This is a genomic window from Novosphingobium piscinae, assembly GCF_014230355.1.
Lineage (GTDB): Bacteria > Pseudomonadota > Alphaproteobacteria > Sphingomonadales > Sphingomonadaceae > Novosphingobium > Novosphingobium piscinae.
The window spans coordinates 372,756-399,429 of sequence record NZ_JACLAX010000001.1; the positions used below are offsets into that span (position 1 = coordinate 372,756).

Consider the following 26,674-nt stretch of genomic DNA (forward strand, 5'->3'; position numbering starts at 1 on the left):
GCGCCGCCCCTGTAGCCGGTCAGCCGCGCGCCACCCGGTCGAGTGCGGCGCGCACCAGCCGTTCGCTCTCAATCCAGAGCCGGTCGCGCACCGCCTGGTCGGCCACGGTCGGGTTGGGTGTGCGCCGGGCCCGCTTGTGCCAGTAGTCGCCATTCGACTCCGCGGCGTCCGCTGCGGTGGCGAGCCAGACCAGCGTATCCGCGCCCTCGGCTTCGCTCAGCTTCTCGAGGCCCTTGAGGCGGGCCTGCGTCTCGGGTGAGGCCCCCGCGAAGAAATTGCTGTCAACTGCTCCGGGATGCACCGCGTGGGCGACGATGCCGTCCCCGTCGAGCCGGTCGGCCAGCGCCCGTGTGAACAGCACGTTGGCCAGTTTGCCCGTGCAATAGGCCCGCCCCGGATTGTAGGCGGCCAGGCCCTGCAGATCGTCGAGATCGAGCTGCGGGATCATCTCGCTCGCATCGGACGAGGTGTTGAGAATGCGCACCGTCCCATAGGGCCGTCCGTTGGCCGTCTGCCGCAGCAGCGGCAGCAGCTCGCAGGTCAGCAGGAACGGCCCCAGATGATTGCCGGCGAAGTTGGCATCGAGCCCTTCGCTGGTCAGCACCAGTTCGCTCGCCATGCCCCCGGCATTGTTGACCAGCAGGTCGAGCCGCCCGGTCAGGGCCTCGACCTGCCGGGCCAGGGCCAGCGTCGCGCCCATCAGCGACAGGTCTGCGGCGAGCATGTCGGGAGCCGGCCCGGTGGCCACCGCGCCGATCTCGGCCGCGGCCTCCCGCATCCGCGCGGCGTTACGGCCCGTCCCGATGACCCACCAGCCGTCAGCCGCCAGGGCCATGGCGACATGCTTGCCAATCCCCGAACTGGCCCCGGTGACCAGCGCGACCCGCGGACTGTCCATGTGCGGCGCTCCCTCCTGCCAGTCGGTGCTCAGGCCTGCTCGGCCTGGCGCTCGTCGCGCATGCTTCTTGAACATCGCCATGACGTCGCCCGAGGTCACCGGCCGCGGCGGCTCGCCATCGCCCACCGGGCGCGCGCCGCCAGACGACTTGGGCGTGGTGTCCACGCCCTTGGCCCGGGCCCGGGCGCGGCAGGCCCCGACGGTCATGTCCTCGCGCCGGTTGTGTTCGAGGAACGCGTCGAAGCGGAACCAGCGGATCGCGTTGCCGTGGGTGACCTTGTCGATCTGTGCATCGCTCAGGTGCTGGACCGAAGCCCACAGGTATTCGGGCACTTCCGGCCACAGCGTATCGGAATGCGGGTAGTCGCATTCATAGGCGACATTGTCCTCGCCGATCTCGTCGAGATGCCGCAGACCGAAGCGGTCGTCGACGAAGCAGTTGAGGAAGTGGCGCCGGAACAGTTCGCTCGGCTTCAGATCCTGGAAGCGCGAATGGGTCCAGGCCTTGTGGCGCCAGTTCGAGAAATCGGCCCGTTCCATGAAATAGGGCACCCAGCCGATGCTCCCTTCCGAGATCGCGATGCGCAGATCCGGATACCGGTGCAGTTCCTCCAGCTGGAGCCAGTCGGCGACGCCTTGGGCCACCGACAGCGGCATGGTCGAGATCCACGCCTCGATCGGAGTCTCCATCGAGGCGTGCGGCGCGGGATTGCCGCTGCCGATGTGGAGCGCGATGGTCAGGTCGGTATCGGCCACGGCCTTGAACAGCGGGTCCCAGTAATCGTTGTGGATGCTCGGCAGGCCCTGAACAGTGGGATTCTCATTGAGTTGGACCGCACGGAAGCCTTTCTTCGCCAGACGATGGACCTCGGCGACCGTCGCGGGCATGTCCCAGGTCGGCAGGACGCCAAGCGGGATGAAGCGGCCGGGATAGGCCATGCACCATTCCTCATAGTGCCAGTCGTTCGCCGCCTGCATGTGGCGCAGCGCCAGCGCCTTGTCCGGAGCCTGATGGAAGGTCTGTCCGTCGAACACGATCGAATTGCCGAAACAGAGTGAGGCGGCAATGCCGTTGACGTCCATGTCGTCGATCCGCGCATGGACGTCATAGCAACCGTCGCGCAGCTGGTCGAGCGAGGTCGGCTCCATGCCATATTCCTCAAACGGCCGGCCCACCACGGCATTGAGCCCGACCGAGCCCTTGAGCCGCCCCTGATACTCCCAGTAGTTCTTGCCATTGCGGTCGACCCGCAGCTTCGGTGCGGTGGCGAGCAACTCGCCCGACAGCTGGTTGTCGAACATCGTTGGCGGTTCGCAGATGTGATCGTCGACGCTGATCACAACCATATCGTCCATTTGCATGGCGTTCTCCTTCCCGATCCGGCCACGGCCCGTCTGCGCGGACTCCGCCCGGTCAGAACAATACCCGCGATGGCCGGCTTGGCCATGGACCAGCACCGGACATCGCCCGGGCGGTAGCCCGGGGGCGCGGCTGCGCCATCTCAGCCTTGGCACCGTGGTGTCGTCGGGCGCGCTGCCCACCGCCGGTTTCGCCCGCGATCAGAGATTGGCGCTTGATCGCAGGTCCATGCTGGTTCACAACCCATGTAACACCGCAACACTGAGATGCCCCGGCAGCAAAAGACGCCGGCTCAGCTCTGCCTTATTCATTGGCATCGCCCTGATTTGGTCACAGAATCCCGAATAATGGTGGATGGAACTTAGCGGACCCTATGGCAGACACACAGTACGGCAAGACTGATTTAGCGAATTGGCGAGCGGATTTACCGTCTTCGATCGTGGTGGCACTGGTGGCGCTGCCCTTGTGTCTGGGGGTTGCCCTCGCCTCCGGGGCGCCCTTGTTTTCCGGACTGGTGTCCGGGATCGCAGGCGGACTGGTGGTGGGCTTCCTCAGTCGCTCGCCCCTCTCGGTCAGTGGTCCTGCGGCCGGCCTCACCGCTATCGTCCTGGCGGCAATCGAGGGCCTCTCGAGCTACGAGGCCTTTCTCCTGGCCGTCTGCCTGGCAGGGGTGCTGCAGATCGGCTTTTCGTTCCTGCGGGCCGGGATCCTGGCCGAATTCGTGCCATCCTCGGTGATCACCGGCATGCTGGCGGCGATCGGTCTGATCCTGATCCTCAAGCAGCTGCCCCACGCCATCGGGTATGATGGCGACCCCATGGGCGATTTCGCGTTCGGTCAGCGTGACGGCCAGAACACCCTGTCAGAGATCATCAGCTTGCTGCGCAATGACATCCAGTGGGGCGCGGTCCTGGTCGCCCTGGTCAGCCTGGGCTTCCTGTTCTGGTGGGACAAGGCCCGTCCGCGGGACGGGGCCTGGCGGTTCCTGCCCGGCCCGCTGGTGGTGGTCGTGTTCGGTGTGGCGGCCAATGCGCTGTTTGCCCGGCTGGCCCCGGTCCTGACGATCGCGCCGACCCACCTAGTGGCGGTCCCGGTGGCGGGATCGATGTCGGGCCTGCTCGCCCTGCTGCGGCTGCCCGAGTTCACGGCCATCGGTCAGGCCGAGGTGTGGACCGCCGCGGCGACGATCGCCATCGTCGCCAGCCTGGAATCGCTGCTGAGCGTCCAGGCTGTCGACGAAATCGACCCGCAGCGCCGCGTCACCGACAAAAACCGCGAACTGCTGGCGCAGGGTTGCGGCAACATCGCCGCGGGGCTGCTGGGCGGGATCCCGGTGACCTCGGTGATCGTGCGCAGCTCGGCCAATGTCGATGCCGGGGCCCGCTCGCGCCTGTCGGCGATCCTGCATGCCGTCTGGCTGCTGGCCAGCGTGCTGCTGATCCCCTCGATCCTGAACATGATCCCGCTCTCCGCCCTGGCGGCAGTGCTGATCGCCACCGGATGGAAGCTGGCCAAACCCAGCCTGTTCGTTGAACGCTATGCCCAGGGCTGGTCGCAGTTCATCCCCTTCATCGTTACCATCCTGGCGATCCTGTTCACCGATCTTCTGGTCGGCATCGCCATCGGCATCGCGATCGGGCTTGGCTTCGTGATCTGGCGCAACATCCAGAACGCGGTGACGGTGGTCTCGCACGGCGATGACGTCATGGTGCGCGCACGGCTGAACCTGTACTTCGTCCACAAGGCGCAACTGCAACAGGCGCTGGCCTCGATTCCGGACAACCGTACTGTCCTGATCGATCTGTCGGCGACCAACTATGTCGATCCCGACAACATCGACATCATCAACGCGTTCGCCAAGGCGGCGCCCTATCGCTCGCTGCGCGTGGTGATCAAGGGTGACGCGCGGGGCGAGACGGCCAGGCTGATCAAGGCGCCGCTCACCCGCGCGCGCGCCACTTGACGCCCGCGCCACAGCAGGATTGCAACCATGCAGGAAATTCCCCAGCTCTTGCTTCACAACCGCGCCTGGGCGGCCGAACAGCTGGAAGAGGATCCAGAGTTCTTCCGGCGCCGGCTGGACGGCCAGAAGCCGGCTTTTCTGTGGATCGGCTGCTCCGATAGCCGCGTTCAGCCCGATCACTTCACCCAGGCCGCGCCGGGCGGGCTGTTCGTTCATCGCAACATCGCCAATCTGGTGCGGCATGATGATGCCAACCTGATGGCCGTGCTCGAATTTGCCGTCATGACCCTGGGCGTCAACGACATCGTCATTTGCGGCCACTACGGCTGCGGCGGTATCGCCGCGTCGCTCGGAACTTTGCCCTCAGGCCCGGTAGGGCACTGGCTCGAACACGTGGTGAAGGTGCTGGACGATCACCGCGGCACGGTGGAGTGTATCCATGATCCGGACGAGCGGGTGAACCGCCTGGTCGAGATCAACGTCCGTGACCAGTTGCTTCATCTGGCGCAGACATCAACCGTGCAGGCAGCCTTTGCAGCCGGTCGGCCGCTGACCCTCCACGGCTGGGTCTACGACCTGCGCGACGGGCTGATCAAGCCCTTGCTCGACATCGACCGCACCACGGTGCTCGACGATGTGGGCACGCCTGAGCGGGTGCTGATCTAGAGCGATCCGTCCGATACGATCGGAACGGATTTCGCGCCAGGTGCCTGGCCGAGCGCGGCGGGATGGCCTGCACCCCGCCGATCGCAGCAACGGGGCGGGATCACTCGCCCCCTTGGCGTCCGACCGCAGTCACTTCACGCCGGCGTAGACCTTGACGAGATCGAACAGATAGTCGCGTTCGGTGTAGAGTGCGGCAACGGACTTGCGTTCGTTCAATCCGTGCATCCCGTCACCGGTCGGCCCGAGCATGGCGCCGGGCACCCCGTAGGTCGGGATGCCGACCGCATTGAGAAAGCGCCCATCGGTTGCGCCCGGCAGCAGGGTGGGCAGCACCGGGACGCCCGGATAGTACGTCTTGGCCAGGGCCAGCGCCGGGCGATAGATGGCATCGGTCAGCGGCGGCGGCGGCGGAGTCGGACTGATCGGCTCGACCGGGGTGACCGTCACCGCCGGATTGCCGATCGCCTTCACCAGTTGGGCGCGGACATTGTCGATCGGATCGCCGGGAAACATGCGGCAGTTGACGTTGGCCGTGGCGCGCTGCGGCAGGGCGTTGTTGGCATGTCCCGCGTTCGCCAGCGTCGCCACGCAGGTGGTGCGCAGCATCGAGTGGAGCGAGGGATTGCGCGAGACGATGGCGTTGGCCGCATCGTCCCTGGGATCAGCCAGGAGCCGGGTCATCGCCGCACCCATCTCGCCGCCGTCGATCTTTGCGCGCGCGGCAAAATAGCCCCGCGTTGCATCGGTGAACTGGACCGGAAACTCGTAGGCGCCGATCCTGAGCAGCGCGGCGGCAAGATCGTACAGGGCATTGTCCGGACGAGGCAGACTGGAGTGGCCGCCAGGGTTGGTCGCCTCGATCCTGAAGTCCTGGAACACCTTCTCGCCGGCCTGCATGGCGAGGCTGATCGGCTTGCCGGCCGCATCCACGGCGCCGCTGCTGCCCTCGTTGAGCGCGAACTCGGCGTCGATCCAGTCCTTGTGCTCCTTCGCCAGCCACTCCGCGCCAACGATGGTACCGCCGCCCTCCTCACCGCAGGTCAGCGCCATCCGGATGGTTCGGGCAGGTGGCTTCCGGGCCTTGAGCCGGATCAGCGTGTCGGTCCAGATCGCAGCGTGCGGCTTGTCATCGACCGTACCCCGGCCATAGAAATAGCCGTCCTCCTCGATCAGGGTGAAGGGATCGCGGGTCCAGTCGGCGCGCTTGGCCTCGACAACGTCGATATGGGCCAGCAGCAGCATCGGCTTCAGTCGCGGATCACTGCCCACAAGTGTGGCGACGAGGCCGCCCTCGCGCGGATGACCGGGCGGCTCGAACAGGCGGATCTCGCTCTCGGCATAGCCCGCGGCGCGCAAACGGGCCGCCACCTTCTCGGCCGCCGCCGTGCAGCTTCCGCTCGAATAGGTGGTGTTGGTCTCGACCAGCTCCTTGTAGATCTGCCGGAAAGCGACCTGGTCGGGGCGCAGATCGGCCGCTGCCGCCGGAGCAGACAGCAACAGGGCGATAGCCGTGAATGCGAACTTCATCAGACCTCCGAACGGTTCGCCCGCCACGCTGGCCGGGACCAGGCGGTCGGCTGCGGTTCGGTGGGGCTTTGGCCCGGCAGGATAGTGGGTCCTGCCGGCCGAGCGGTCAAGCCGGCGCTGGACGCGCGGCCGACCGTGCGGTGCGACCTCGGTTGCACAGACTCCGGCAAAGGCGGAGGCGGAACACTAGAGGCCAAGGCGCTTGCTGGCCTTGGGCTCGAATTGCAGGACCTTGAAGCCGCCGGAATCAGCGAAGAAGATCAGCCTGCGGGCGGGATCGTAGTAACCCACGCCGGCATGGGTCGGCTCTCCGTGGTTGAAGTAGGCAACCTCAACCGGATTGTGCGGATCGCGCATGTCGAAGATGCGCAGGCCCGCATCACCGAAGTTCAGCGCCGCAAACTTCGCGTTCAGCGGATTGTCGATCAGATGATAGGCGAGCCAGGGGTCCCGGCCCGAGGCCTTTCTGACCTGGCAATAGGCAGGCAGGTTGATGGCCAGCTGTACCATGGCCACGTTTCGTGCCTGCGCCGGGTCGGTCACCTCGCTGACGATCGCCTCAAACCCCCAGCCCAGTCCCTGTGGCCGCGGATAGGGCTGGCATGTGGTGCTCGTGCTGGGCTGGTTCATGATCCCCCTCGTCCCGCCTTCATTCGAATGCAGCAGATAGTCGCGCCCACCCGCGCGGAACCAGTCCAGCCCGTGCCCGGGACCATCGACCCCGCCCATGACTCTCGGCGCAGTGCCGGTCAGGTCGATGATCCGAACCTTGGGCACGGGGGCCCAGAGCGCGCTGGTTCCCCCGGCCTGATCGCCGACATAAAGGCGGGTGTCGTCGGCGTTCAGATCAGGCGAGTGGGACAACTGCGGCCACAGCAGCGATGCCTGCAGGGGGCTGCTGCCCAGCGCATAGTTCGCCCCCATCGGTGCGGGACGGGTCGCGTCGTTGCACAGGCTACGCCCGGCGCGGACCGACTGGCGATGGATGTCCTGCCAAGGCCCCGGAACTTGGGCGGCCAGATCGCAGCGATAGTCGGTGATCGTCCAACTACCGGGATCCCGCAAATTGGTGATATCGGCCATCCACAGGCCGAACGTGGCATAGACCTTGGTGCCGGTCCGGTTGATCCGCATGTCATGGGGGAAATTCTTTCGGGCGATGCCCGGCAGCGTGGTATCCGGCCACTTGATCTCGCCGGCCAGCTTAGGATGGAGGCAATCACGGATGTCGTAAACCGAACTGCCGGACACCAGAATCGCGCGTTCCGCAGTAACCACGGTGCGCATCGTCTCCGTGCTATTCCTGACTGGCAGGGGCGCTCCGACCACGACCGGCTTGCGCGGGTTCCGCACGTCTACAACGGAAACAAGCGCTTCATCCTGCATGAAGCCAGGGCCCCGTGCCCGGACATAGACGCACTGGCCGGCCCCCGCGACATTGCCGCTGATGGGCAACTGGCCGATCTGTTTTACCCCGCAGTTGTAGTGCGGCGTGGCTCCCGCCGGCACCTCGCCCTGGATGCCCGGTTCGCGAAGGTCTCCAGCCTCGCACAGCGCTGGGGACATGCCGCCGGAAGGGCGCTGCACAGCGGTGGCGGGAGGCGGCCCTGGCTGGGCGAAAGTGGGAATGCCGCCCAGCACCGCACCAGCGGCAGCAACGGAGACGATAGCCCACCGATGACGAAGTTGAGACGTGCGCGCACCCCGGAACGGTATGACCATTCAAGCTCTCCGTTGGTGATCGGCTACCCAGCGCGGGCGTGGTGCCGGTTGTCCTGACGATACTCATATGTTACATTATATAAGTCAATAGTCACACAGGACCCAGCATGCGCCTTGCTGACAACCACCCCGCCTCGCCCGCCGAACGCGGCGAAGAGACGACGGCCGGACTGGCAGATGATCCCATGTCCGGTACGCTGCACTACGAGTTGCGGCGTGCAGCGGGCGCGCTATCGGCCCTGATGACGCGGCTGTTCGGTGAGTTTGGTCTCAAGCCGAGCGAGGCCACCATGCTGATGACCATCGGCCGCAACCCCGGCTGCACCCAGAGCGAGATAGCCCGGACGCACCGCAGCCAGCAGGCCAACCTGGTGCCGCTGATAGCCCGGCTGGAGCGCGAGGGCCTGATTGCCAGAACACCAGGCAAGGGTCGGATCATGGGCCTGGCCACCACGGCACGGGGTGACGCTTTGCTGGGTGCGGTGGAGGACCGGTTCGTACGGATCGACCATTGCCTGGCCGGACACCTCAATGAGCCTGCCCGAACGGCGCTGGTCCAGGCCCTGCAGGAGATCTGCCGCAATGCCTGCCACTTCGAGCGGCAGCCCAATCCCGTCGCAAGCGGGCGTGCCTCTGACGGAACCCCTGCCTAAAGCAAGGCGCCCCCATCGACCTGCAGGACCTGGCCCGTGATAAAGCTGGCCCGATCGGATGCCAGGAACACGACGGCGGCAGCCACCTCCTCGGGCGCCGCGAATGGCTTCGGCAAGGCCCCCTGCCGCATCCGCTTGGCCGCATCCTCAGCGCTTGATCCGGCGAAGGCCCGGCGGAAAAACGCGTTGTCAGGGTGGAACCGACTACCCCGACTAAGCGCCTGCGGATCCTGCGGGATGGTACCGAAGGGTGCGACCGCGTTAACGCGAACGCCGAACTGCCCCGCTTCCTTGGCGATGGCCCGGGTAAAGCCATGCACCCCCGCCTTGGCCGCCGAGTAGATCGCCAACTGGTAGTCGGCGGCCACTCCCGCCGTCGACCCGAGGTTGACGATCGCACCGCTGCCGCGTCGGGTCATAGTGCCGAGGACCGCGTGGGTCATCCGGATCGTAGTCAGAAGGGTGATGTCAAGGTCGGCCTGCCACGTGGCCGGATCGGACCCGGTGAAGAGGCCAGCGCCGACATTACCGCCGACATTGTTTATAAGCACGTCGACGCCGCCGGCCTGCTCGGCCGCCGCGACGATCCGGGCGGGGGCCTTGTCTTCCAGAAGGTCGATGGCCAGGAACTCGGCCGAGCCGGCCCCGAGCTCACGCGCCTGTTCGACCACCTGCGCTCCCGCCGCCAGATCGCGTCCCACCAGCAGCAGTCGAGCACCCTCGCGTGCGAAGTCGAGCGCGACGGCCCGACCGATGTTCGCGGTCGCCCCGGTGACGACCACCGACTTGTCCTTCAGCCCCAAATCCATCGCGTCCTCCCCTTATCGAACCCGCTCCGCGTCCAGCCGAGCCTGTGTTCGCAGGACACTGCCGGCTCACCTCTCACCGCTCAACCATTCGCAGGTGAGCCTACCGCGATGCCCCTCTGGCGCCAGCGCGGCCCGCAAGGCCTCCAGCAGGGGTGGCAAGGCCTGGGTGAAGGCGTATGGCGGGTTGACGATGAACAGGCCGGCGCCGTTGTAGATGCCGGCCTGATCGTCGTCGTAAAGCCAGTGTTCGACCGACAGGATCTTCGGAATACCGAGTTTACGGAGCTGCTCCTGCCACCGGCCATGCGCGGCGCGGTCTTTCAGCGGATACCAGATCACCGTCACGCCATGCGCCCATTTGCGGTAAGCTGCCGCGAGGGTAGCCGTGATCCGGGCGCGTTCGTCGGTCTGCTCATAGGGTGGGTCGACCACCACCACGCCGCGCGCGGTACGCGGGGGCAGCATTGCCAGCCATAGCTCGTAGGCGTCGCGCGCATGCACGGCCGCGGGTGTCGTGCGCATCGCGATGCGCAGTGCGGTCACGTCCTCGGGGTGTTTCTCGTTCAGGACGAGCACGTCCTGCGGACGCAGCAATTGCGCCAGAAACTGCGGCGAGCCGGGATAAAGCTGGAGCGCAGGCCCGACATTCACCGACCGGACGGCAGCGCGATATGTGTCCAGCAAGGGGTTCCCATCAGCAAAGACCTGCAGCACACCCTGGGCCGCCTCGCCCGTGCGCTGGGCCTGACCGCTGCCGAGGTCGTAAAGCCCGCAGCCGGCATGGGTATCGATCAGGGTCAGCGCCCCGGGCTTGTGCTGCAGGGCCTGCACCAGCGTGATCAGCAGGGCGTGCTTCACGACATCAGCGCTGTTTCCAGCATGGAAGGCGTGGCGATAATTCATGAAACTTCAGGTTCCTGACGCTCTGCCCGGGGGGCAGATTACGGGGCGATGGAGCCGGGCGAGAAGCAGCGAGCCATACCCAGCGAAGACGGTTATCGAATCGGACAGGAGCCCTCAAAGCACGTCTGCGCCTGCCTTCAAACCCGGGTCGGTGCAGAGCCCGTCCGTCTGGCCTGGGCCTCGGCTGCAGCAGCCGTGGCTGCTGCAGTCAAGGCGATGCCGGGACGCGCAGCGTCCGTGCGCGGCCTGGTCAACCCGGGAGTGCGCTAGGCGGGAGTCTCCGCTCTGGTATCCGCGGGGGCGGCGCGGTGAACGGTCAGTCCCCTGCGCGGAACCAGCGCGACCGGCTCGTCCATACGAGCCGTCCCAGCTGGGCCTGTCGTCGCGCGCCAACCTTGGCCATCACGGACTTGAGCTGGGTGCGCGCGGTATGGATCGAAATCGCACGCTGGGTGGCCACTTCGGCGATATCCGCGCCCGCCGCGATCCCGCCAAGAACCGCGGTTTCCGCAGGGGTCAAACCATAGCACCTGGTCCATTCGGCATCCGGCAGACCCGCCTGCTCCTCTGGATCGAAAATGGCCAGCAGCCAGGTCTCAGCTGTCCAGCCGATGCGCTCTGCGCCTTCCGGCGGACCGAACAGGCGTTCGGTGAAGATGTGGAGATGCCGCTCACCAGCTTTCCAGCAAACGAAGCCCTGCGGGCCCGTTTCGGCAATCCGCGTCTGGAGCGACGGCGGCAGACCCGTGGCCGCAGCGGACAGGCCCAGCAGTTGCCGTGCCGCCGGGTTGATCGAGAGCACCCGGCCATTGGCCGAGAGGGTCACCAGCCCTGCCCGCATCCGGTCGAAGGTCGTACGCAGCGCCTGATGCTCACGAGCGCCGGTGTCGACCCTGGCCGCCAGCAGCACGGTTTCACGCAGATGGGGCATCAGTCCGACCATGAGATCGCTGGCGCCCGCGTCCATCACACTGCCGTCAATCTTGGCGTGAAGCGCCAGGCCCACCTCCCGATCCTGATCGAGCGAGACCCTGGCCGCAATGAAGCGACCCATCCCCTGCACCCGCAACTGTTCCTGCCAGCGCTGCAACTGCGGATGCAGGACCTCGGGCAGCCCCGCGTCCTCGATCAGACAGGGGATCGTGCTCGGGGGGTTGAGCGCACTCAAGATCCGGGGGTTCTGATCATCCAGCATGGCCATCGAGTAGGCGGAGGTCGGGGTGTGCGAACAGGAATGCTGCCACTGGTGCCTTAGCCGGATCGCGGATCGCTGGAACACATGAAGCGTGGCCGATGTGGCATTGGTCAGCTCGCGGACGCGATCCAGCGCACGCGTCAGCCGCGCGCGATCCACGGTGGCGGCATAGAAGTCTGCCAGAAGATCGGCCTGCACCATTGGCACTCCCTGCCTGGTGGAAAGTCATGCCCCCACCCCGGCTCTCGCTATCGCACCTCCGCACTCCGGCAGCCACGCTAACCGGACCTGCAGACCCTGCGCTTATCGGATGCGGCCATTTCTGGATCGAACCAGCGCGAGGCCTCTTGTCCATACACCATCTGGGCGATGCGCACCCCCTCCCCAACGCGCAACGACCACGGGTTAGCGGGTCCGAAAACTGGGCCGAATTCAACAGGGAGCTTGATTCATGTGTGCGAACCTTTGCCGTCAAGCCTTGCTCGCCGGCCTGTCTGCCACGGCACTGCTGTCCACGCCGGCCCTGGCGCAGCAGACCAGCGAATCTGGCGCCACACATGATGACGGCGGACTAGAGACGATCGTCGTGGTCGCCCGCAAGCGGCAAGAGAACGTCCAGTCTGTGCCGATTTCGATCACCGCCCTGACCGGCGCCGGCCTGCAGGAGCGGGGCATCGCCCGCGTTGCCGACCTGGTCGGCAACGTCCCCAATCTGACCCAGGATGGCGGTGGCGCCGTGCTGGGCGCCATCGGCATCCGCGGAATCGTCTCGCAAACCCGCAACATCGGCTTCGACAGCGGGTTGGGCGTGTACATCGATGGCGTGCTGACAGTCCGCCCGAACGGGTTTGATCAGGAATTGCCCGATATCGCCACGCTGGAAGTGCTGCGCGGCCCGCAGGGCACGTTGTTCGGCCGCAACACCACCGCAGGGGCCATCAACATCACCACCCGCAAGCCGGATCTCGACGCCTTTCATGCCGAAGGTCGGGCTGCGATCGGCAACCTTGGCCAGCGCGAGGGCAGCGTCCTGCTGACCGGGCCGTTGATCCCCGGCAAGGTGGGGATCAAGCTGGCAGGATCGATCGCCAGCCGCGATGGCTACATCCTCAATGTGTTCAACAATCAGAAGCTCAACAATCTGAACCGCAAATCCCTGCGCGGGTCGCTGCTGTGGGAAGCGAGCGAGAACGTGGACGTGAGCCTAACGGGAAGCTGGCTCAAGCAGGCCGACCGTCTGCTGCTCGGGCAGATTGCCAGCAACACCGTTGGCGGGCTGGCCGGGCTACCTGGCTTTTTTGCGGATCCCTACACCGTTTCGCAGGATGCTCAGAACCTGCAAACCCGCGAGATCTGGACGACCAACCTCAACGTCGACTGGCGCATGGGCGATTACACGCTGACCTCGATCACGGCCTACGGCGACAACCAGTCCCAGCTGATCGACGATGACGACGGTCGCCCCCTGCCCCTTTCGGCGTCGAACTTCCAGGATGGCGCCCGCCAGTTCACGCAAGAGTTGCGCCTCGCCTCGCCCACCAATGGCCCGGCGGACTACCTGATCGGTCTCTACTACCTTCATCAGGATGCCGATGCGGATCGTCGCACCGCAGTTTTCGGCCCGCCCGGACCGGGCGCATTCCTGGGGGCCATTTCGAGTCTTTCGACACTCAAGACCAATGCCTATGCCGCCTTCGTCAGCGGCAACTGGCGGCCCGCCCCCGGACTTACGGTGAGCGGCGGCCTGCGCTACAACATCGAAACGCGCAGGCTGGACTTCCGGCAGACGAACACCGCCTTCGTCCCGCTGCCAAACCTTACCGCCCTGCTCGAACGGACCGACAAGGACTTGTCCGGCAACCTCAGCGTGACCTGGCAATTCACCGAAACCGCGCGGGTCTATGCCAGCGCCGCGCGAGGCTTCAAGAGCGGCGGGTTCAATCCCGACATCGTCGGCAGCACAGATATATCCTTCGGCCCGGAGAACGCCTGGAGTTATGAGGCCGGCCTGAAGGCCGATCTGCTGGACCGCAAGCTGCGCGTCAACGCTGCGGCCTTCTACACCGACTACCGCGATCTGCAGGTCTCGGCGCTGGTCGGTGCGGCCTTCCAGATCCGCAATGCCGCTGCGGCCAAGATCCAGGGGTTCGAACTGGAAGTGACCGCCAAGCCGATCAGCGCCATCGAACTGAACCTCGGCGCGGGCTATACCGATGCGACCTACGATGATTTTCCCGGCTGCGCCCCGGCAACCAACTGTGCCGGCAATCGCCTGCCGTTCGTGCCCAAGCTCTCGCTCAACGGCGGCGCGCAGGCCCGGGTACCGGTCGGCAATGGCGAGCTGACGCTGCGCGGCGACCTCTCCTGGCGCAGCAGCATCTTTTACGAGGCTGCCAATGTCGCCGACGGCCGTTTGCCGGGTTACATGCTGGTCAACGGACGCGTGGCCTATGCCTTTGCCGATGACCGCATCACCATCGCGGCGTTTGGGCGCAACCTGTTCGACAACCGTTATCGCGACTTCTCGTTCTTCCTGGCGCCGTTCAACCAGCGGATGGTCCGCTGGGCCCCGCCCCGGACCTACGGGCTGGAAATCTCTACCCGCTTCTGAAACGTGACCCCGGCAGCCGCCCAAGCGGCGGCCGGGGCCGCAGCCACCCAAGACCATTCCCGGGAACCATGCCCATGCGCCTGCGCTTCGCCTCTTCGCTCACGGCCCTGGCCCTAGCCTGCACCGGCGCTGCCGGTAGCGCCCAATTCCAGGATGCAGTCGGGCCGGCCACCCCGCTGCCGGCCGACGTGATCTACGTCCACGGCCACATCGCGACACCGGAGGGCTGGCGCGAGGCCATCGCGGTATCCGGGGCGACGATTGTCGCCACCGGCAACGAGGGCGACCTCGCCAAGCACAGAACCGCGCAGACACGCGTGATCGATCTGGGGGGCAGGACCGTCCTGCCCGGCCTGATCGACATGCACGTCCACGCGGTCGATGCCGGTCTGCGCGAAGCCAGCTGCGCCTTCCCGCAAGGGGCCAACCTTTCCGCAGTGCTCGCCACGATCAAGGCCTGCGCCGCCAAGGCAAAGCCCGGCGCATGGATCGAGGGCGGCCAGTGGGATGCCACTTCTCTTGGCAAGACGCCGCCCCACCGCAAGCTGCTCGATGCCGTATCCGGTACCGTTCCGGTGGTGCTGCATGACATCAGCCTGCACAGCGTCTGGGCCAATTCCGCCGCGCTCAAGGCAGCCGGCATCACCCGAGATACGCCGAACCCGGCTGGCGGCGGGATCATCGAGAAGGATCGCACGGGCGAGCCCACCGGCATCCTGCGGGAAACGGCGGCCATCGCCATTCTCAACAAGCTGCCACCCCCTTCGCACGACGAGCGGGTCGCCGCCTTGCGGACGGCAACCCGAATGATGCTGGCCCAGGGGATCACCGCCTATGAAGAGGCGCTGATGGCCACGCCCAACGCTCGCGCCTATGCCGCGCTGGCCGATCGCGGCGAGCTGGTGCAACACGTGCGCACCTGCATGTGGGACAACGATCAGACGCTCATCGCCCAGCGGTCGCTCTATGCCCGGCCCGGACTCGAGATCAGCTGCGTCAAGATGATCCTCGATGGTGTTCCGACCGATGCCCATACCGCGGCCATGCTCGAACCCTATGCCGATGCCAACCATCAGGGTGAACCCGCCAGGATCAAGGGCGAGCTCATGGCGACCCCCGAGGCAATCGCGGCCAAGCTCATTCGCTACGACGCGGCTGGGCTGACCGTGAAGCTGCACGTTGCCGGTGATGCTTCGGCCCGCGCGGCACTCGACGCCATCGGCGCGGCGCGCAAAGCCAACGGTCCCTATGGCCAGCGCCACGAACTGGCCCACGCCAACTTCATCACGCCCGAGGACATGGCCCGCGCCACCGGCCTGGGCGCGACCTATGAGTTCTCCCCCTACTTGTGGTTCCCGAGCCCGCCGGTGCGCGACGTGATCCGGTCGGTCGGCACCAAGCGCATGGAACGGTTCACTCCGGTCCGCGACGCGCTGGCCGCTGGCACCCATGTGGTGCTCGGGTCGGACTGGCCGGTGGTCCCTTCGATGTCGCCCTGGGTCGCGATTGAAACGCTCGTCACCCGTCAGGCACCGGGTGGCAGCACCGAGCAGCTGGCGCCGGGGCAAGCCATCACGGTCGCGCAAGCCGTCACGTTGCTGACCGCCAATGCGGCAAGGCAGCTGGGTATCGGCGATCGGGTCGGCACGCTCGAACCGGGCAAGCAGGCCGACTTCATCGTGCTGGATCAGGACATCTTCAGCGTGCCAGCCACCGCCATCCACCGCACCCGCGTGCTGCGCACGGTGGTGAAGGGCAAGGAGGTCTACGTCAGCCCCAACCAGTAGGCAGGTCGTGCGGGGGCTGGGGGACCAGCGTCCCGCAGCCCCCGCAGCCGTTCTGCGCCCCGCGCGAAAGCCACGTCGGCCAGACGTCCGGCTCACGGGCCAAGCCCCGCGCGACCGTCAGCATGAACCGGCTCGGGACGGGCCTGCTCGATCCTCCAGTTGCACCCCGTTGAACGCCGATCAGGGCGTGGCAGCCGGTTACCGGATCGGGGTGTGTTCTGCCCGCCAGCCGGCTCCAAGCGCGAGATTGGCGATGGCCCAGGCTTCCCGTTCGTTGGCTTCGGCGATAATCAACGCCGTCTCGGCGGCAAGGTGATCGGCCTCGCCCCGCAACCGTTCCAGGGTGCTGACGATCCCTGCCTGATGGCGTGAGCGGACAGCCGTCAGCGAGACAGCGGATTCAGCCCGTGCGCTCCGCGTCGCTGCGGTGCTGCGCCTTGCCTCCAACCAGCGGTCGATAGCACCGTCCGCTTCCTCAACCGCGGCCAGCAAGGTCTGCTGCCACTGCGCAGCAGCCGCTTCGCTGGCGGCATCGGCTGCCGCGATGCCCGCCTTGACCCGGCCAAGATTGAGGATGCCCCAGTTGAGCGAGGGGCCAACCGCAAAGCGGAAGGCTCCGGGCGATCCGATATCGGCCGGGGTCGCGGCCACGCCTGCCGAAGCGCCCAGCGAGAGGCTGGGATAGAGCGCCGCGCGCGAGGCCCCGGCGCGCTCGAATGCAGCCTCGAGCTGGGCTTCGGCTATCTGCACGTCGGGGCGCAGCCGCAACATGATCCGCGGATCCTGCGCGGCCAGGGCAGTGGGTGTTTCCATCCGGGTATCAAGCGCGACGCTTTCGCGAACGAATGCGATCGGGTCGCGGCCGGTGAGCACAGCCAGGCGGCGCAGCGCGTTGCGCTGGGCGGCGTCCAGCACGGGACGCTCGGCAGCCAACCCCTCACGCCCCTGGCGCAACACAGCGACATCCGCCACCGTTCCGCCGCCGCGGTCCGTCCGGCGCTGGGCCAGCGCGATCACGTTGTCGAGCGCGGCGAGCCGCGCGTCGATCTGGGCTCCAAGCTGGCGACTCTGTGCGAGATCGAGCCACGCCCGAACGACTTGCGCCACAACGGCGGCTTCAACGTTCCGTCGCCGCCACAGCGCGGACTTCGCATCGGCCAGAGCAGCGCGCGAGGTCTTGGCGCGGGCACCGACAAGATCGACTTCCCAAGCAAGCTCGCCACCGATCGTTGCGATCGTCATGTCCGGAAACGCGCCGGGTATACGGAAGATCGGCGGCTGGGTCGCGGACGGTTCGCGCAGACGCTGGACGCCGGCGCCCGCACCGCCCTGCGGTTGGCGCGCGAGCCGCGCCTCGCGCGCCAGGGCCGCGGCGGCGCGCAGATTGGCATCGGCCGCAGCCAGATCGAAGTTGGCGGTTCGCGCCTCGTTGACAAGCTGCGTCAGCGCAGGCGAGCCGAAGGCGCTCCACCAGTCAAGCCGAACGGGACTACCTAGCAGAGCGGGGTCAAAGGTGCTCCAGCTGGCAGACGGCGGAGCTGGGACAGGCTTGGGCGGCGGGGCGCCAGCACAGGCGGTGAGCACCGTGGTGAGCACGAAGACCGGGAAGAGGGTCCGGCGCATGGCTTGAGACTCCGTCAGGCTGCGGCCGGCACGAGCCGGTCGCGGAACAGCAGGGCATAGAGGGCGGGAATGAGGACCAGGGTGATGAGCGTGCCAAGCGCCAGACCGCCGATCATCGCTGCGGCCATGGGCCGCCACAGGTCGCCACCAAACAGGTAAAGCGGGACCAGGCCCATGATGCAGGCAAGCTTGGTCATCACAATCGGGCGCAGGCGGACTGCGGCGGCGGTGGCAACAGCATCAGGCAATGGCAGGCCTGCCTCGCGCTCTTCCTGAATGCGTTCCAGCAGAAGTACCGCGTTGTTCACGATGATGCCGGCCAGCGCGAGCAGCCCCAGCGTCGCCGTAAAGCTCATCGCCTCGCCGCTTAGCTTCAACCCGAGCGAGGCCCCGATCAGGACGAACGGGATCGAGGCCATGATGATCGCGGTCTTGCGGACGGAGCCGAACTGCCAGAGGAACAATGCCATCATGCCAAGCAGCGCAAACGGGAAGTAGCGCTTGATGCTGGCGTTGGAGGTTTCGCTCTCCTCGATCTCGCCACCGAGTTCTACCGTATGGCCCGAGGCAAGCTGGAGCTTGGCCAGATCAGCTGCGATCGCGTCAACAATCTCCTGGGAGGACAGCTCCGGATGACGCGCCGTGACGGTCAGCGCCGGGCTCTGATCGCGGCGAACCAGCACGCTGGGCTGGCTGGCAATGCGCACCTTGGCGATCTGGCCAAGGGGAACCGCGCCCTGCGGCCCAAACACCGGCAGCGCGGCGAGACGCTCGGGCGCCGTGCGTGCGTCCTGCGAGCCGCGCAGCAGCACCGGCACGAGGACGTCGCCCTGGCGCAGTGCCGTTACCGGGCGGCCGGCCGTCACGGTTTCAAGCGCCCGGGCAACCGCAGCGGACGAAACTCCTGCGGCAAGCGCGCGGCCCTGGTCGACATCGACCACGAGGCGCGGAATCCGTCCTTCGGCATCGTCGCGGATGTCCACTATGCCGCCTATCCGGCCTAGCGCTTGCTTCAGCACCGCAGCTCCACGCTCCAGTTCGTTGCGGTCCGGTCCGGTGAGGCGCAGCGCGGCCGTGCCTGCTTCCGATACGCCAAGCGAGAAGCGCTTCGGCTCGATTCGGGCATCGGGAAAGCGCGACTGCAGCGCGCGGCGCAGCTTGGCCTGGGTTGCCGGGAGATCGGCCTGCTTGGCAAGGTTGACCAGGGCATAGATCCGGTGCGGAGCCGGCGGCGGGGGATTGAGGCCGAGAATGAAACGGGGGCCGCCGTCGTTCACGTAAATCGCATTGCCGACGATCTCGGGGAACTGCCTACGATCAGCCAGCAGCCCGGACATGTCGAGAGCAAGCTGGTAGCTTGCGCGGGTGGAGGCTCCGACAGGGAGTTCGACGGGGATCTGCAGCTGCGGGCGTGCCGACGCGGCCAGCAGTTGCGGCGGGATGGTGGCAAAAAGCCCGAGCGACAGGACGAGCAGCCCCGCCATGCCGGCGACCACGGTGCGCGGCCGCTGAATGATGAAGCCGACCCGGCCTTCGTACCAGCGCCGTACATGTGCCAGCCAGCCCTTGTCTTCATGCGAACCATCGTGTGCCCCGGCAAAGCTGCGCGAAAGCAGCGGGATCAGCGTGAGCGCGAGGAACAGCGACAGCAACAGGGTGATGGCAAGTACGATCGCGAGGCTGCGCATGTACTCGGCGGTGTCGCTGGAACCCGCGGCAAGCGGCGCAAATGCGAAGATGATCGCGAGGCTGGAGGTCAGCAGCGGCGCCGCCATGGTGCGACCCGCAGCCTCGGCCGCCGCGGTCGGGGCTTGGCCCAGTGCAAGGCGGCGCTGGTAGTCCTCGACCACGACAATGCCGTTGTCCACGAACAGGCCAAGCGAGATGATCACCGCCGCGATCGAGACCATGTGCAGCTCGATGCCGAGCAGGCGCATGGCGACCAGCGTGCCCATCACCGTCATCGGCACGATCACCCCCGTTACGAATCCGGCACGCCAGCCGAGGAACAGGACGACCACCAGCATGACGACGACCACCGTCTCGATGAAGGTCTGACCGACCTTGGTAAGGTCCTTCTCGACCACCTGCGCCTGGTCGGTGATGCTGGTGAGTTGCATGCCAGCGGGAAGCGTCTTAGCAAGTTCAGCAATGCGCTCATCGAGCCGTTCGGCAAAGGAGAGCACATTGAGCCCACTGCGCATCGAGATACCCAGCACCACCGCCGGTGCGCCGTTCACCACCACCGCGGTCTGGGGCGGATCGACCGGCTCCTGACTGATCCGCGCCAGCGCGCCGAGCGGCAGGCTGCGACCCGGGCCAAGCGGGATCGGGACGCTGGCCAGAGCAGCAATGTTGGGCAACTCGCCACTGGGCTCCAGTGCCAGGAGACGGCGGCCGGTGTCGATTTCGCCAGCTGCCGCGACAACATTGCGTTCAGTCAGGTGCTGCGCGACCAACTCGTAGGACAGGCCAGCGGCGCCCAAACGCGCCGGGTCGAGATCAACGAAGACGCGTTCCTCGCGAACGCCATGCAGCGAGATGCGCTCGACACCGGACACGGTCTGGAGCCGTTCGCGCGCGATCCGCGCCCAGTCCTGCAACTGACCGGCGCTAAAGCCCTTTCCCGTCAGCGCGAGGCTTCGCACGGCGACACGGGCGAACTCGTCGTTGATCAAGATCGGTGGCATCCCGTCGGGCAGCTGCGCGCGCAGGTCTTCCAGCTTGACGCGCACCCGCTGCCAGATCGCCGGAAGGCGCTCGGCCGGTGTGCCGTCATGCAGGGTGATCGCAATGAACACGGCGCCGGGGCGCACCGTGGTCTCCAGCGTCTTGATTTCCGCGACCTCGCGCAGTCGCTCCTCGATAGGCTTGGCGACCAGCTGCTCGGTGCGTTCGCTGGTGGCGCCTGGCATATAGGCCTCAACCGTGGCCGCGCGCACCTGAACGAAAGGTTCTTCGGTGGAAGGGAAATCGAACAGCGCGCTTAGCCCGGCGAGAAACAGCGCCAGTGCGGCGACAACGGTGAAGCGGCTGCGCTTGAGCGCTACGGCGGTGATCGACATGGGGGAATCCTGGCTTGAGCGCGGCGATCAACGCACCGCGAAGACTGGACGAACGCGCTGACCCGGCGTCAGGAACTCGCCGCCGGCCGCCACGATGACCTCGCCGGGGCTGATGCGTCCGGCAACCAGCGCGCCCGCGCCCGCCAGGCCAAGCAGCAGGACCGGAACGCCGCGAACCTGGCCTCTCGGGTCGACGACCAGCACCATGCGGCTGCCGTCGCGGCGTTCGAGCAGGGCGGCCTGCGGCACTCGAGCGGTGGCGTCACGACCTTCACCCGGCAAGGCGAGCTCGACGGGGGCGCCGGGTGCGGCGTTGCCAGCCGTTATGGCGAAGCTTGCCTCGTGGCCGCCTGTGCCGTTTTCGCGGGTACTGATGCCTATCAGCCGGGCCGTGCCGGTCGTCTCTCCCGCGCGGAACGGTATGGTCTGTCCCGGCACGAGGCGCTGCGCGGTCGTCGCCGGCAACGCGGCGCCGATGAGACGCTCGGTTCCGCTCTCGATCTCGAACGCGGGGGCACCGGGCGTCAGCACCGCCGATAGCTGCGCCATCCGCACAGCGATAACCCCGCTTACAGGGGCGCGCAGCACGGCAAGGCTGCGGTCACGGCGAGCGAGTTTGACCTGCGCCTCGGCCTGGCGGAGCACGGTGCGGGCGGCTTCGGCTTCGGCGGCGGCCGCATCGCGTTCAGCGGGCGAGGCCGTCCCGTCCGCCAGCAATCGGCCCAGACGCTCCGCATGGCGCGAGCGCTCGGCCGCCATGGCGGCTGCCCGGGCCCGCTCCGCCTCGGCAACCTCCACGCGCAGCGCCTGAGCGCTGACATCGAGGCGGGCGAGCACCTGCCCGGCCGCAACGCGGTCACCGACATCGGCGTAAAGTGCCAGAACGCGACCACCCGCTTCAGCGGAGATCACGTCCATTCGGCCCGAGCGGACCGTGCCGATCACGGTACTGGCCGCGCCGGATGCCGGTTCGGCACGGCTCACCAGTGCGGTCGGGATTTCCGCTGCTTCCGGCGACGCTGGCGCAGGCGAACAGCCTGACACGGCCAAGGCGCAAACCGTGATTAAGATATGGGATGCCTTACTCATATAAATACTCCGCACGTTGCAGGAGGGGCAACGCAAACGGCCTCCCTGGTCATTGGCAGTCAGCTTAGTGGGTCATTGGGCGCGCCGATGCGGCGCTGCCCAGGCTCCATGATCCTTCAGCCAAGGTCACATGTCTGGGTCAGGCACTGCTCGCACGGCTGCAAGCGCACGCACGATGAAGCTGTCAGCAGCGGCCACCAGTTCTGTCTCCGCGGCCGCCCCAAAGGCAAGGCGCCCAATCAACCCATCGTAGAGGGACACGATCAACCGGGCTGCATCCGCTGCATTGATCTCGGGGTGAATTTCGCCGCTGTTCTGATACCGGACGATCAACGCTCCGAGCGCAGCTACGAGGTGGTCATCAGCTTCCCTCACCACCGCGGCGATCTCAGGATTGCGTGAGGCCTCGGCGAGCACCTCGAGCCGGAGCAGGCCGTCATCGGTCATTGCCGGGTCGGCGAGGACCAGTTGTGTGGTCATCTCAAGCCCCCTGCGGAAGCTGCCCGCAGCCTCGACCATCCCGACAAGATCGAGATCACTGGTCAGGTCTTCCTCGATCAGGGCCTTGATGAGGTGATCCTTGGTGGGAAAATACTGATAGAGATTGGCAACACTAACCCCGGCCTCGGCGCTGATTTCAGCCGTGGAAGCGGCGTGGAACCCCTTGCGCCGGAAGCAGGCTCGCGCACCGCGCAAGATCTGTTCCCGGCGCATGGCGCGGGCCTCCGGATTGGCGGGGCGGCCAAGGGTCGAGGATTTGGGAGAGCGACTCGGCATGGCTATTTATATAAATGACCCCTCACTAATGTCAAGGACAAGGCCATCCGGTTAGGACGTCCCTTGAAGTTCCTCAGCGCTCCTGCACGATAACAGGCGCTGGTTTGCCATCGTCGTCGCTTCCTGCGCTGGCACTTTGCCATGAGGTGAGACCAGCCTCTGCTGCTTTTTGCTGTCCCACGACCATGAGGCCGGAGCTTGTGCGTGAATGCGCAGACCGCGGCAGATGGAAGAGCGCAATCCCAGCCCCTACCCTGCACGTGAGCTCAAGGCGTCAGGTGTCCTGGACTCGGCAGGATGGCCTGGACTGACCTGCGATGCGAACCGTCGCTGGCAGACCTAGCGGGTCGTGCTCAAGGTTCGTCCAGGGTCGTCTGCCCGGCGTTCTTGCCCGTGATCCCGCGATAGAAGGCAAAGGCCGGCGCCATGTCAGCCTCGTAATCGCCGGTGGGGACAATGACCGGGCCGAGCCCGGAACGGCGCGTCGCGTAGTCCATGTAGCCGCACACGATCGGCACCCCTGCCCCCAACGCGATCTGGTAGAAGCCGGTGCGCCAACGCGTCGCGCGGCCCCGCGTCCCCTCAGGCGCGATCGTCAGGACGAACTCGTCGCGGCGGGCAAATTCCTCGATCATCTGGCTGACGGTATCCGTCGCTGTCGCCCGGTCGATCCGGACGCCGCCGACCTGGCGCATGAAGCCGCCCAGTGGCCAGCGGAACAGTGACGCCTTGGCCATGAAGTGTGCACGAATGCCCAGCGCCTGCGTCACGCCCAGGAAATTGGGGAAGTCCCAATTGCTTGTATGCGGCACGGCGATGAGGACGAAGCGCTGCGGTTCGGGCACCGTGCCTGTCGAGGTCCAGCCACCATGTCGATAGAGCGCGACGAGCAGACGGCGCAGCAGGCGGGCGGCCAGGCCGGGGACTGCATCCTCGACCACTGCCTGTCGTGCCCCCGCGGCCATGATACTCTCCCGATGCGAACGGCTTCGGTGCCGCCACGGCGGCATAGCGGGCCGCGGTCGGTACGGCCATAGCTTTGCATAGCCGATACCCGGCCAGCAGCGACGGCGGCGGTCATCAGCGGACAATGGTCCACACGCTGGCCGAAACGTGCAGGCTCCACCGGTTCGAGCGTGCCGCCAGGGTGCGCGACGTCACCTGATGCATCGCGGCCGGCCACCCCTGCCCCAATGCCATGATCCGCCGGCGTTGAGCTGGGCCGCTAGAGATCGCTCGGCGGCCCGCGGTGCCGGCGCCGGATGACGATCATGGCGCGATGCTCCCCCGGGCACAGCGGCCGTGGTCCTGGTGGGCAGGACGCGGCGAACGAGCAAGGCCGAACCCGTGGCCGCGCGCCCGGTATGGTTACACGCAGCGGAGCTGGCCTCCGTGGGTCACCGAGGGCAGCGGTTAAGCAGAAATGCGAGGCTATGGCTTATCCCGCGCGATGGGATCAGCAAACCGCGTGGAACTGCACCGCATGAAAGGTATCATCCTCAATCTGCTCGAGGAGGCAGTGATCGCTGAATTCGGCGATGCGGCCTGGCCCAATCTGATCGATCTGGCAGGGGTAAGTGGGGTCTACACCTCGCTCGGCAGCTATCCCGATGAAGACGTCTATGCGCTGGTCCGTGCCGCGTCGGAGGCCCTGACAACCTCGCAGGAGGAAATCCTGCGCTGGTTCGGTCGCCGCGCCATTCCGCTGCTGGCTGACCGCTATGGGGTGTTCTTCGAGCACCATCGCACAGCGCGCAGCCTGATCCTGAGCCTCAATGAGATCATCCACCCGGAAGTGCGCAAGCTTTACTCGGGCGCGGGGTGTCCGCACTTCCAGTTCTCCGATCACGCGGATGGACGCCTGGTGATTGGCTACCAGTCTCCACGCAAGATGTGCCAGCTGATGCATGGCTTTGTCGAAGGGACCTCGACATACTTCGCGGAAACGGTGGAACTTGAGCACCTCGCATGCATGCAGGACGGCAGTCCGCAATGCCGGGTGGCGGTGCACTGGGCGGGGTGAAACACCTTCAATTCACGATCCCCGAGGGCGATGAAGACCGCGTCCTTCGCCTGGAGCGTCAGCTGGCCCGCGAACGCGAAGCCCGGCTCGCGGCGGAAGCGATTGCCGAGAAAGGGCTGCGCGATCTCTATACCAGCCAGCAGCGGCTCGCTCTGCTTCAGCGCATCACCGAGCGGGCCAACAGTTCGGACGATTTCCAGACTGCCGCGGCCTATGCGCTGAAGGACATCTGCACCGAGATGGAGTGGGACTTCGGCAACTCCTATGTTGTGCCCGACGATGGCAGCGCTGCCCTAGCCTGCGACTGCTGGTTCCTTGCCAGCCCGGATGGCCTGGACCCGTTTGTCGAAGTCTCGCGCTCGATCCGCTTCGCCGCGGGGATCGGCCTGCCCGGCCGGGTGCTGACCGAGACCCGCGCGCACTGGGTGCAGGACGTCCGCGAGGACACGAACTTCCTGCGCCTGGCCATCGCCCGCGAATGCGGCGTGGTTGCCGGCTGCGCCTTTCCGATCATGGTCGGCAAGCAGGTCGTGGCGATCTTCGAATTCTTCTCGCGGCGTACCATCACCCCGGACGAGGGCATGGTTGAGACGATGGCCCAGATCGGCATCCAGCTCGGTCGCGTGGTCGAACGGGTGCGCGCTCGCGAGGCGCTGCTGCATGACACGTTGCACGATTCGCTGACCGGACTGCCTAACCGCGTGCTCCTGGCTGACCGGGCGACACAGGCCTTCGAGCGCCGCTCCACCGGCGGGCCCGGGCTGGCCGTGCTGGTGATCGATCTCAACGGGTTCAAGACGATCAACGACAAGCATGGACACCATCTCGGCGACGAGGTGCTGGTTGCGGTCAGTCGGCGATTCTCCGCTGCCCTCGGATCTTGGCAAAAGGAGGGCGGGTCGGAGGTTGAGGCCCTGCTCGCTCGGACCGGAGGGGACGAGTTCGTGGTGCTGCTCGCCGGTACTGTCGAACCCACACTGGCCCAGCACGTCGCCGAGCTGTTGCAGTCTGCCCTCGATGCGCCATTCCGGGCCGGTGAGGAAGAGGCCCCGATCAGCGCATCGATCGGGATCGCCCTGTGTGCGCCCGCCTATGGTCACGTCGACCAGGTGATCCGCGATGCCGACCTCGCGATGTACGAGGCCAAGAGCGGCGACCATGCGAACATCGTGATGTTTACCCCGAGCCTGGGCAACCGGGTCCGCAACCGCATGGCGCTCGAACAGGAGATCCGCGAGGCGATCAGTGCCCGCCAATTTGTCCTGCACTACCAGCCGATCGTCGGGCTGAGCTCGGGCCAGGTCAGCGGCTTTGAAGCCCTCGTGCGATGGAATCACCCGCTGCGCGGCCTGATTTCGCCCAACGAGTTCATCCCTATCGCCGAGCAAAACGGCTCGATCGTCTCGCTTGGCGAATGGGTGCTGCAAGAGGCCTGCGCAGCGCTGGCGCGGCTGCACCGCACGATGCCTGCCGGATTTCTGCCCAGCGTCGCCGTGAACATCGCCCCCGTGCAGTTCCTGCAGCCCGATTTCATCGCGCAGCTGCGGGCGGTGCTGCGCGAGACCGGGGTACCACCCGCGTGCCTCAAGCTCGAGGTGACCGAGGGGGTGGCGATCATCGATTCGGAACGCACCCGCCGCACGCTCGAGCAATGCCGCGATATCGGGGTGCGCACCGGCCTCGACGACTTCGGAACCGGCTATTCCTCGCTCAGCTACCTGCACTCGCTGCCGTTCGACACGCTGAAGATCGACCGCAGCTTCATTGCCGCCATGGAGCGTCCCAAGAGCCTGAGCATCGTCCGCACCATCCTCGATCTGTCGAAGAAGCTGGGCCTCAGCGTGGTGGCCGAGGGGATCGAGACCGACCGGCAGAGCCTGAGCCTGGCGGCCTGGGGCTGCGAGTTTGGCCAGGGTTATCTGCTGGGCCGGCCCGAGCCAGAAGCCACAGCGTTCCGCTTCAACCCGGCGCGGCCGATCTTGTAGGCCCGGCAACTCCCGCCT

18 protein-coding genes are annotated in these 26,674 nt (G+C 66.5%); 7 read left to right on the forward strand and 11 right to left on the reverse strand.

Annotation, left to right across the window (positions count from 1 at the left end):
* Positions 1 to 19: 19 nt before the first annotated feature.
* On the reverse strand, positions 20 to 2,254 hold the full coding sequence (locus H7F53_RS17595; protein ID WP_246438388.1) for an SDR family NAD(P)-dependent oxidoreductase: 2,235 nt from the start codon (positions 2,252 to 2,254) through the stop codon (positions 20 to 22).
* Positions 2,255 to 2,631: 377 nt separating this feature from the next.
* On the opposite strand from H7F53_RS17595, the gene H7F53_RS01570 reads away from it, so the two are divergent.
* Together H7F53_RS01570 and H7F53_RS01575 are read left to right on the forward strand one after the other, a co-directional pair.
* Positions 2,632 to 4,221, forward strand: a complete 1,590-nt coding sequence (locus H7F53_RS01570) for a SulP family inorganic anion transporter (RefSeq protein ID WP_185677699.1) — start codon at positions 2,632 to 2,634, stop codon at positions 4,219 to 4,221.
* Positions 4,222 to 4,248: 27 nt separating this feature from the next.
* Entirely contained in the window at positions 4,249 to 4,887 is a 639-nt protein-coding gene (locus tag H7F53_RS01575; RefSeq protein WP_185677700.1) for a carbonic anhydrase, read from the forward strand.
* Positions 4,888 to 5,016: 129 nt separating this feature from the next.
* On the opposite strand, the gene H7F53_RS01580 is transcribed toward H7F53_RS01575, so the two are convergent.
* Both H7F53_RS01580 and H7F53_RS01585 read right to left on the reverse strand, forming a co-directional pair.
* Complete coding sequence (locus tag H7F53_RS01580; RefSeq protein WP_185677701.1) at positions 5,017 to 6,414, reverse strand: M20/M25/M40 family metallo-hydrolase; 1,398 nt, start codon at positions 6,412 to 6,414, stop codon at positions 5,017 to 5,019.
* 186 nt (positions 6,415 to 6,600) lie between these two features.
* On the reverse strand, positions 6,601 to 8,136 hold the full coding sequence (locus H7F53_RS01585) for an LVIVD repeat-containing protein (RefSeq protein WP_185677702.1): 1,536 nt from the start codon (positions 8,134 to 8,136) through the stop codon (positions 6,601 to 6,603).
* 107 nt (positions 8,137 to 8,243) lie between these two features.
* Here H7F53_RS01585 and H7F53_RS01590 point away from each other — a divergent pair, with 107 nt between their 5' ends.
* The gene (locus tag H7F53_RS01590) at positions 8,244 to 8,789 is read left to right on the forward strand and encodes a MarR family winged helix-turn-helix transcriptional regulator (protein WP_185677703.1); all 546 of its coding nucleotides are present in this window, start codon (positions 8,244 to 8,246) and stop codon (positions 8,787 to 8,789) included.
* Here H7F53_RS01590 and H7F53_RS01595 read toward each other — a convergent pair.
* The 3 genes from H7F53_RS01595 to H7F53_RS01605 form a co-directional block, all read right to left on the reverse strand.
* Positions 8,786 to 9,598 carry an SDR family NAD(P)-dependent oxidoreductase gene (locus H7F53_RS01595; protein WP_185677704.1) on the reverse strand — a complete coding sequence of 271 codons (813 nt, stop codon included), beginning with the start codon at positions 9,596 to 9,598 and terminating at the stop codon, positions 8,786 to 8,788. The genes H7F53_RS01590 and H7F53_RS01595 overlap by 4 nt on opposite strands.
* A 66-nt stretch (positions 9,599 to 9,664) precedes the next feature.
* A complete protein-coding gene (locus tag H7F53_RS01600) occupies positions 9,665 to 10,501 on the reverse strand; it encodes a 23S rRNA (adenine(2030)-N(6))-methyltransferase RlmJ (protein ID WP_185677705.1) in 837 nt (278 codons plus the stop codon).
* 316 nt (positions 10,502 to 10,817) lie between these two features.
* Positions 10,818 to 11,894 carry a helix-turn-helix transcriptional regulator gene (locus tag H7F53_RS01605; protein WP_221773507.1) on the reverse strand — a complete coding sequence of 359 codons (1,077 nt, stop codon included), beginning with the start codon at positions 11,892 to 11,894 and terminating at the stop codon, positions 10,818 to 10,820.
* Between the two features lie 253 nt (positions 11,895 to 12,147).
* Between H7F53_RS01605 and H7F53_RS01610 the strand changes: the two genes are divergently transcribed.
* Both H7F53_RS01610 and H7F53_RS01615 read left to right on the forward strand, forming a co-directional pair.
* Positions 12,148 to 14,307, forward strand: coding sequence for a TonB-dependent receptor (locus tag H7F53_RS01610; protein WP_185677707.1), 2,160 nt, complete (start codon positions 12,148 to 12,150; stop codon positions 14,305 to 14,307).
* A 74-nt stretch (positions 14,308 to 14,381) separates the two neighbouring features.
* On the forward strand, positions 14,382 to 16,094 hold the full coding sequence (locus H7F53_RS01615; protein WP_246438390.1) for an amidohydrolase: 1,713 nt from the start codon (positions 14,382 to 14,384) through the stop codon (positions 16,092 to 16,094).
* 198 nt (positions 16,095 to 16,292) lie between these two features.
* Here the strand turns inward: H7F53_RS01615 and H7F53_RS01620 are convergent, their stop codons facing one another.
* The 5 genes from H7F53_RS01620 to H7F53_RS01640 all read right to left on the reverse strand — a co-directional run bounded on the left by H7F53_RS01620 (position 16,293) and on the right by H7F53_RS01640 (position 23,613).
* Positions 16,293 to 17,717, reverse strand: a complete 1,425-nt coding sequence (locus H7F53_RS01620) for a TolC family protein (RefSeq protein ID WP_185677709.1) — start codon at positions 17,715 to 17,717, stop codon at positions 16,293 to 16,295.
* 14 nt (positions 17,718 to 17,731) lie between these two features.
* Positions 17,732 to 20,782, reverse strand: a complete 3,051-nt coding sequence (locus H7F53_RS01625; RefSeq protein ID WP_185677710.1) for an efflux RND transporter permease subunit — start codon at positions 20,780 to 20,782, stop codon at positions 17,732 to 17,734.
* A gap of 27 nt (positions 20,783 to 20,809) precedes the next feature.
* The gene (locus tag H7F53_RS01630) at positions 20,810 to 21,871 is read right to left on the reverse strand and encodes an efflux RND transporter periplasmic adaptor subunit (protein WP_185677711.1); all 1,062 of its coding nucleotides are present in this window, start codon (positions 21,869 to 21,871) and stop codon (positions 20,810 to 20,812) included.
* Positions 21,872 to 21,997: 126 nt separating this feature from the next.
* Entirely contained in the window at positions 21,998 to 22,648 is a 651-nt protein-coding gene (locus tag H7F53_RS01635; protein WP_185677712.1) for a TetR/AcrR family transcriptional regulator, read from the reverse strand.
* A gap of 353 nt (positions 22,649 to 23,001) precedes the next feature.
* Positions 23,002 to 23,613 carry a lysophospholipid acyltransferase family protein gene (locus H7F53_RS01640; RefSeq protein WP_185677713.1) on the reverse strand — a complete coding sequence of 204 codons (612 nt, stop codon included), beginning with the start codon at positions 23,611 to 23,613 and terminating at the stop codon, positions 23,002 to 23,004.
* A gap of 518 nt (positions 23,614 to 24,131) precedes the next feature.
* On the opposite strand from H7F53_RS01640, the gene H7F53_RS01645 reads away from it, so the two are divergent.
* Both H7F53_RS01645 and H7F53_RS01650 read left to right on the forward strand, forming a co-directional pair.
* Positions 24,132 to 24,671, forward strand: a complete 540-nt coding sequence (locus H7F53_RS01645) for a heme NO-binding domain-containing protein (protein WP_185677714.1) — start codon at positions 24,132 to 24,134, stop codon at positions 24,669 to 24,671.
* Positions 24,668 to 26,656, forward strand: coding sequence for a putative bifunctional diguanylate cyclase/phosphodiesterase (locus H7F53_RS01650; RefSeq protein ID WP_343061848.1), 1,989 nt, complete (start codon positions 24,668 to 24,670; stop codon positions 26,654 to 26,656). Before H7F53_RS01645 ends, H7F53_RS01650 begins: the two co-directional genes overlap by 4 nt.
* Positions 26,657 to 26,674 lie beyond the last annotated feature (18 nt).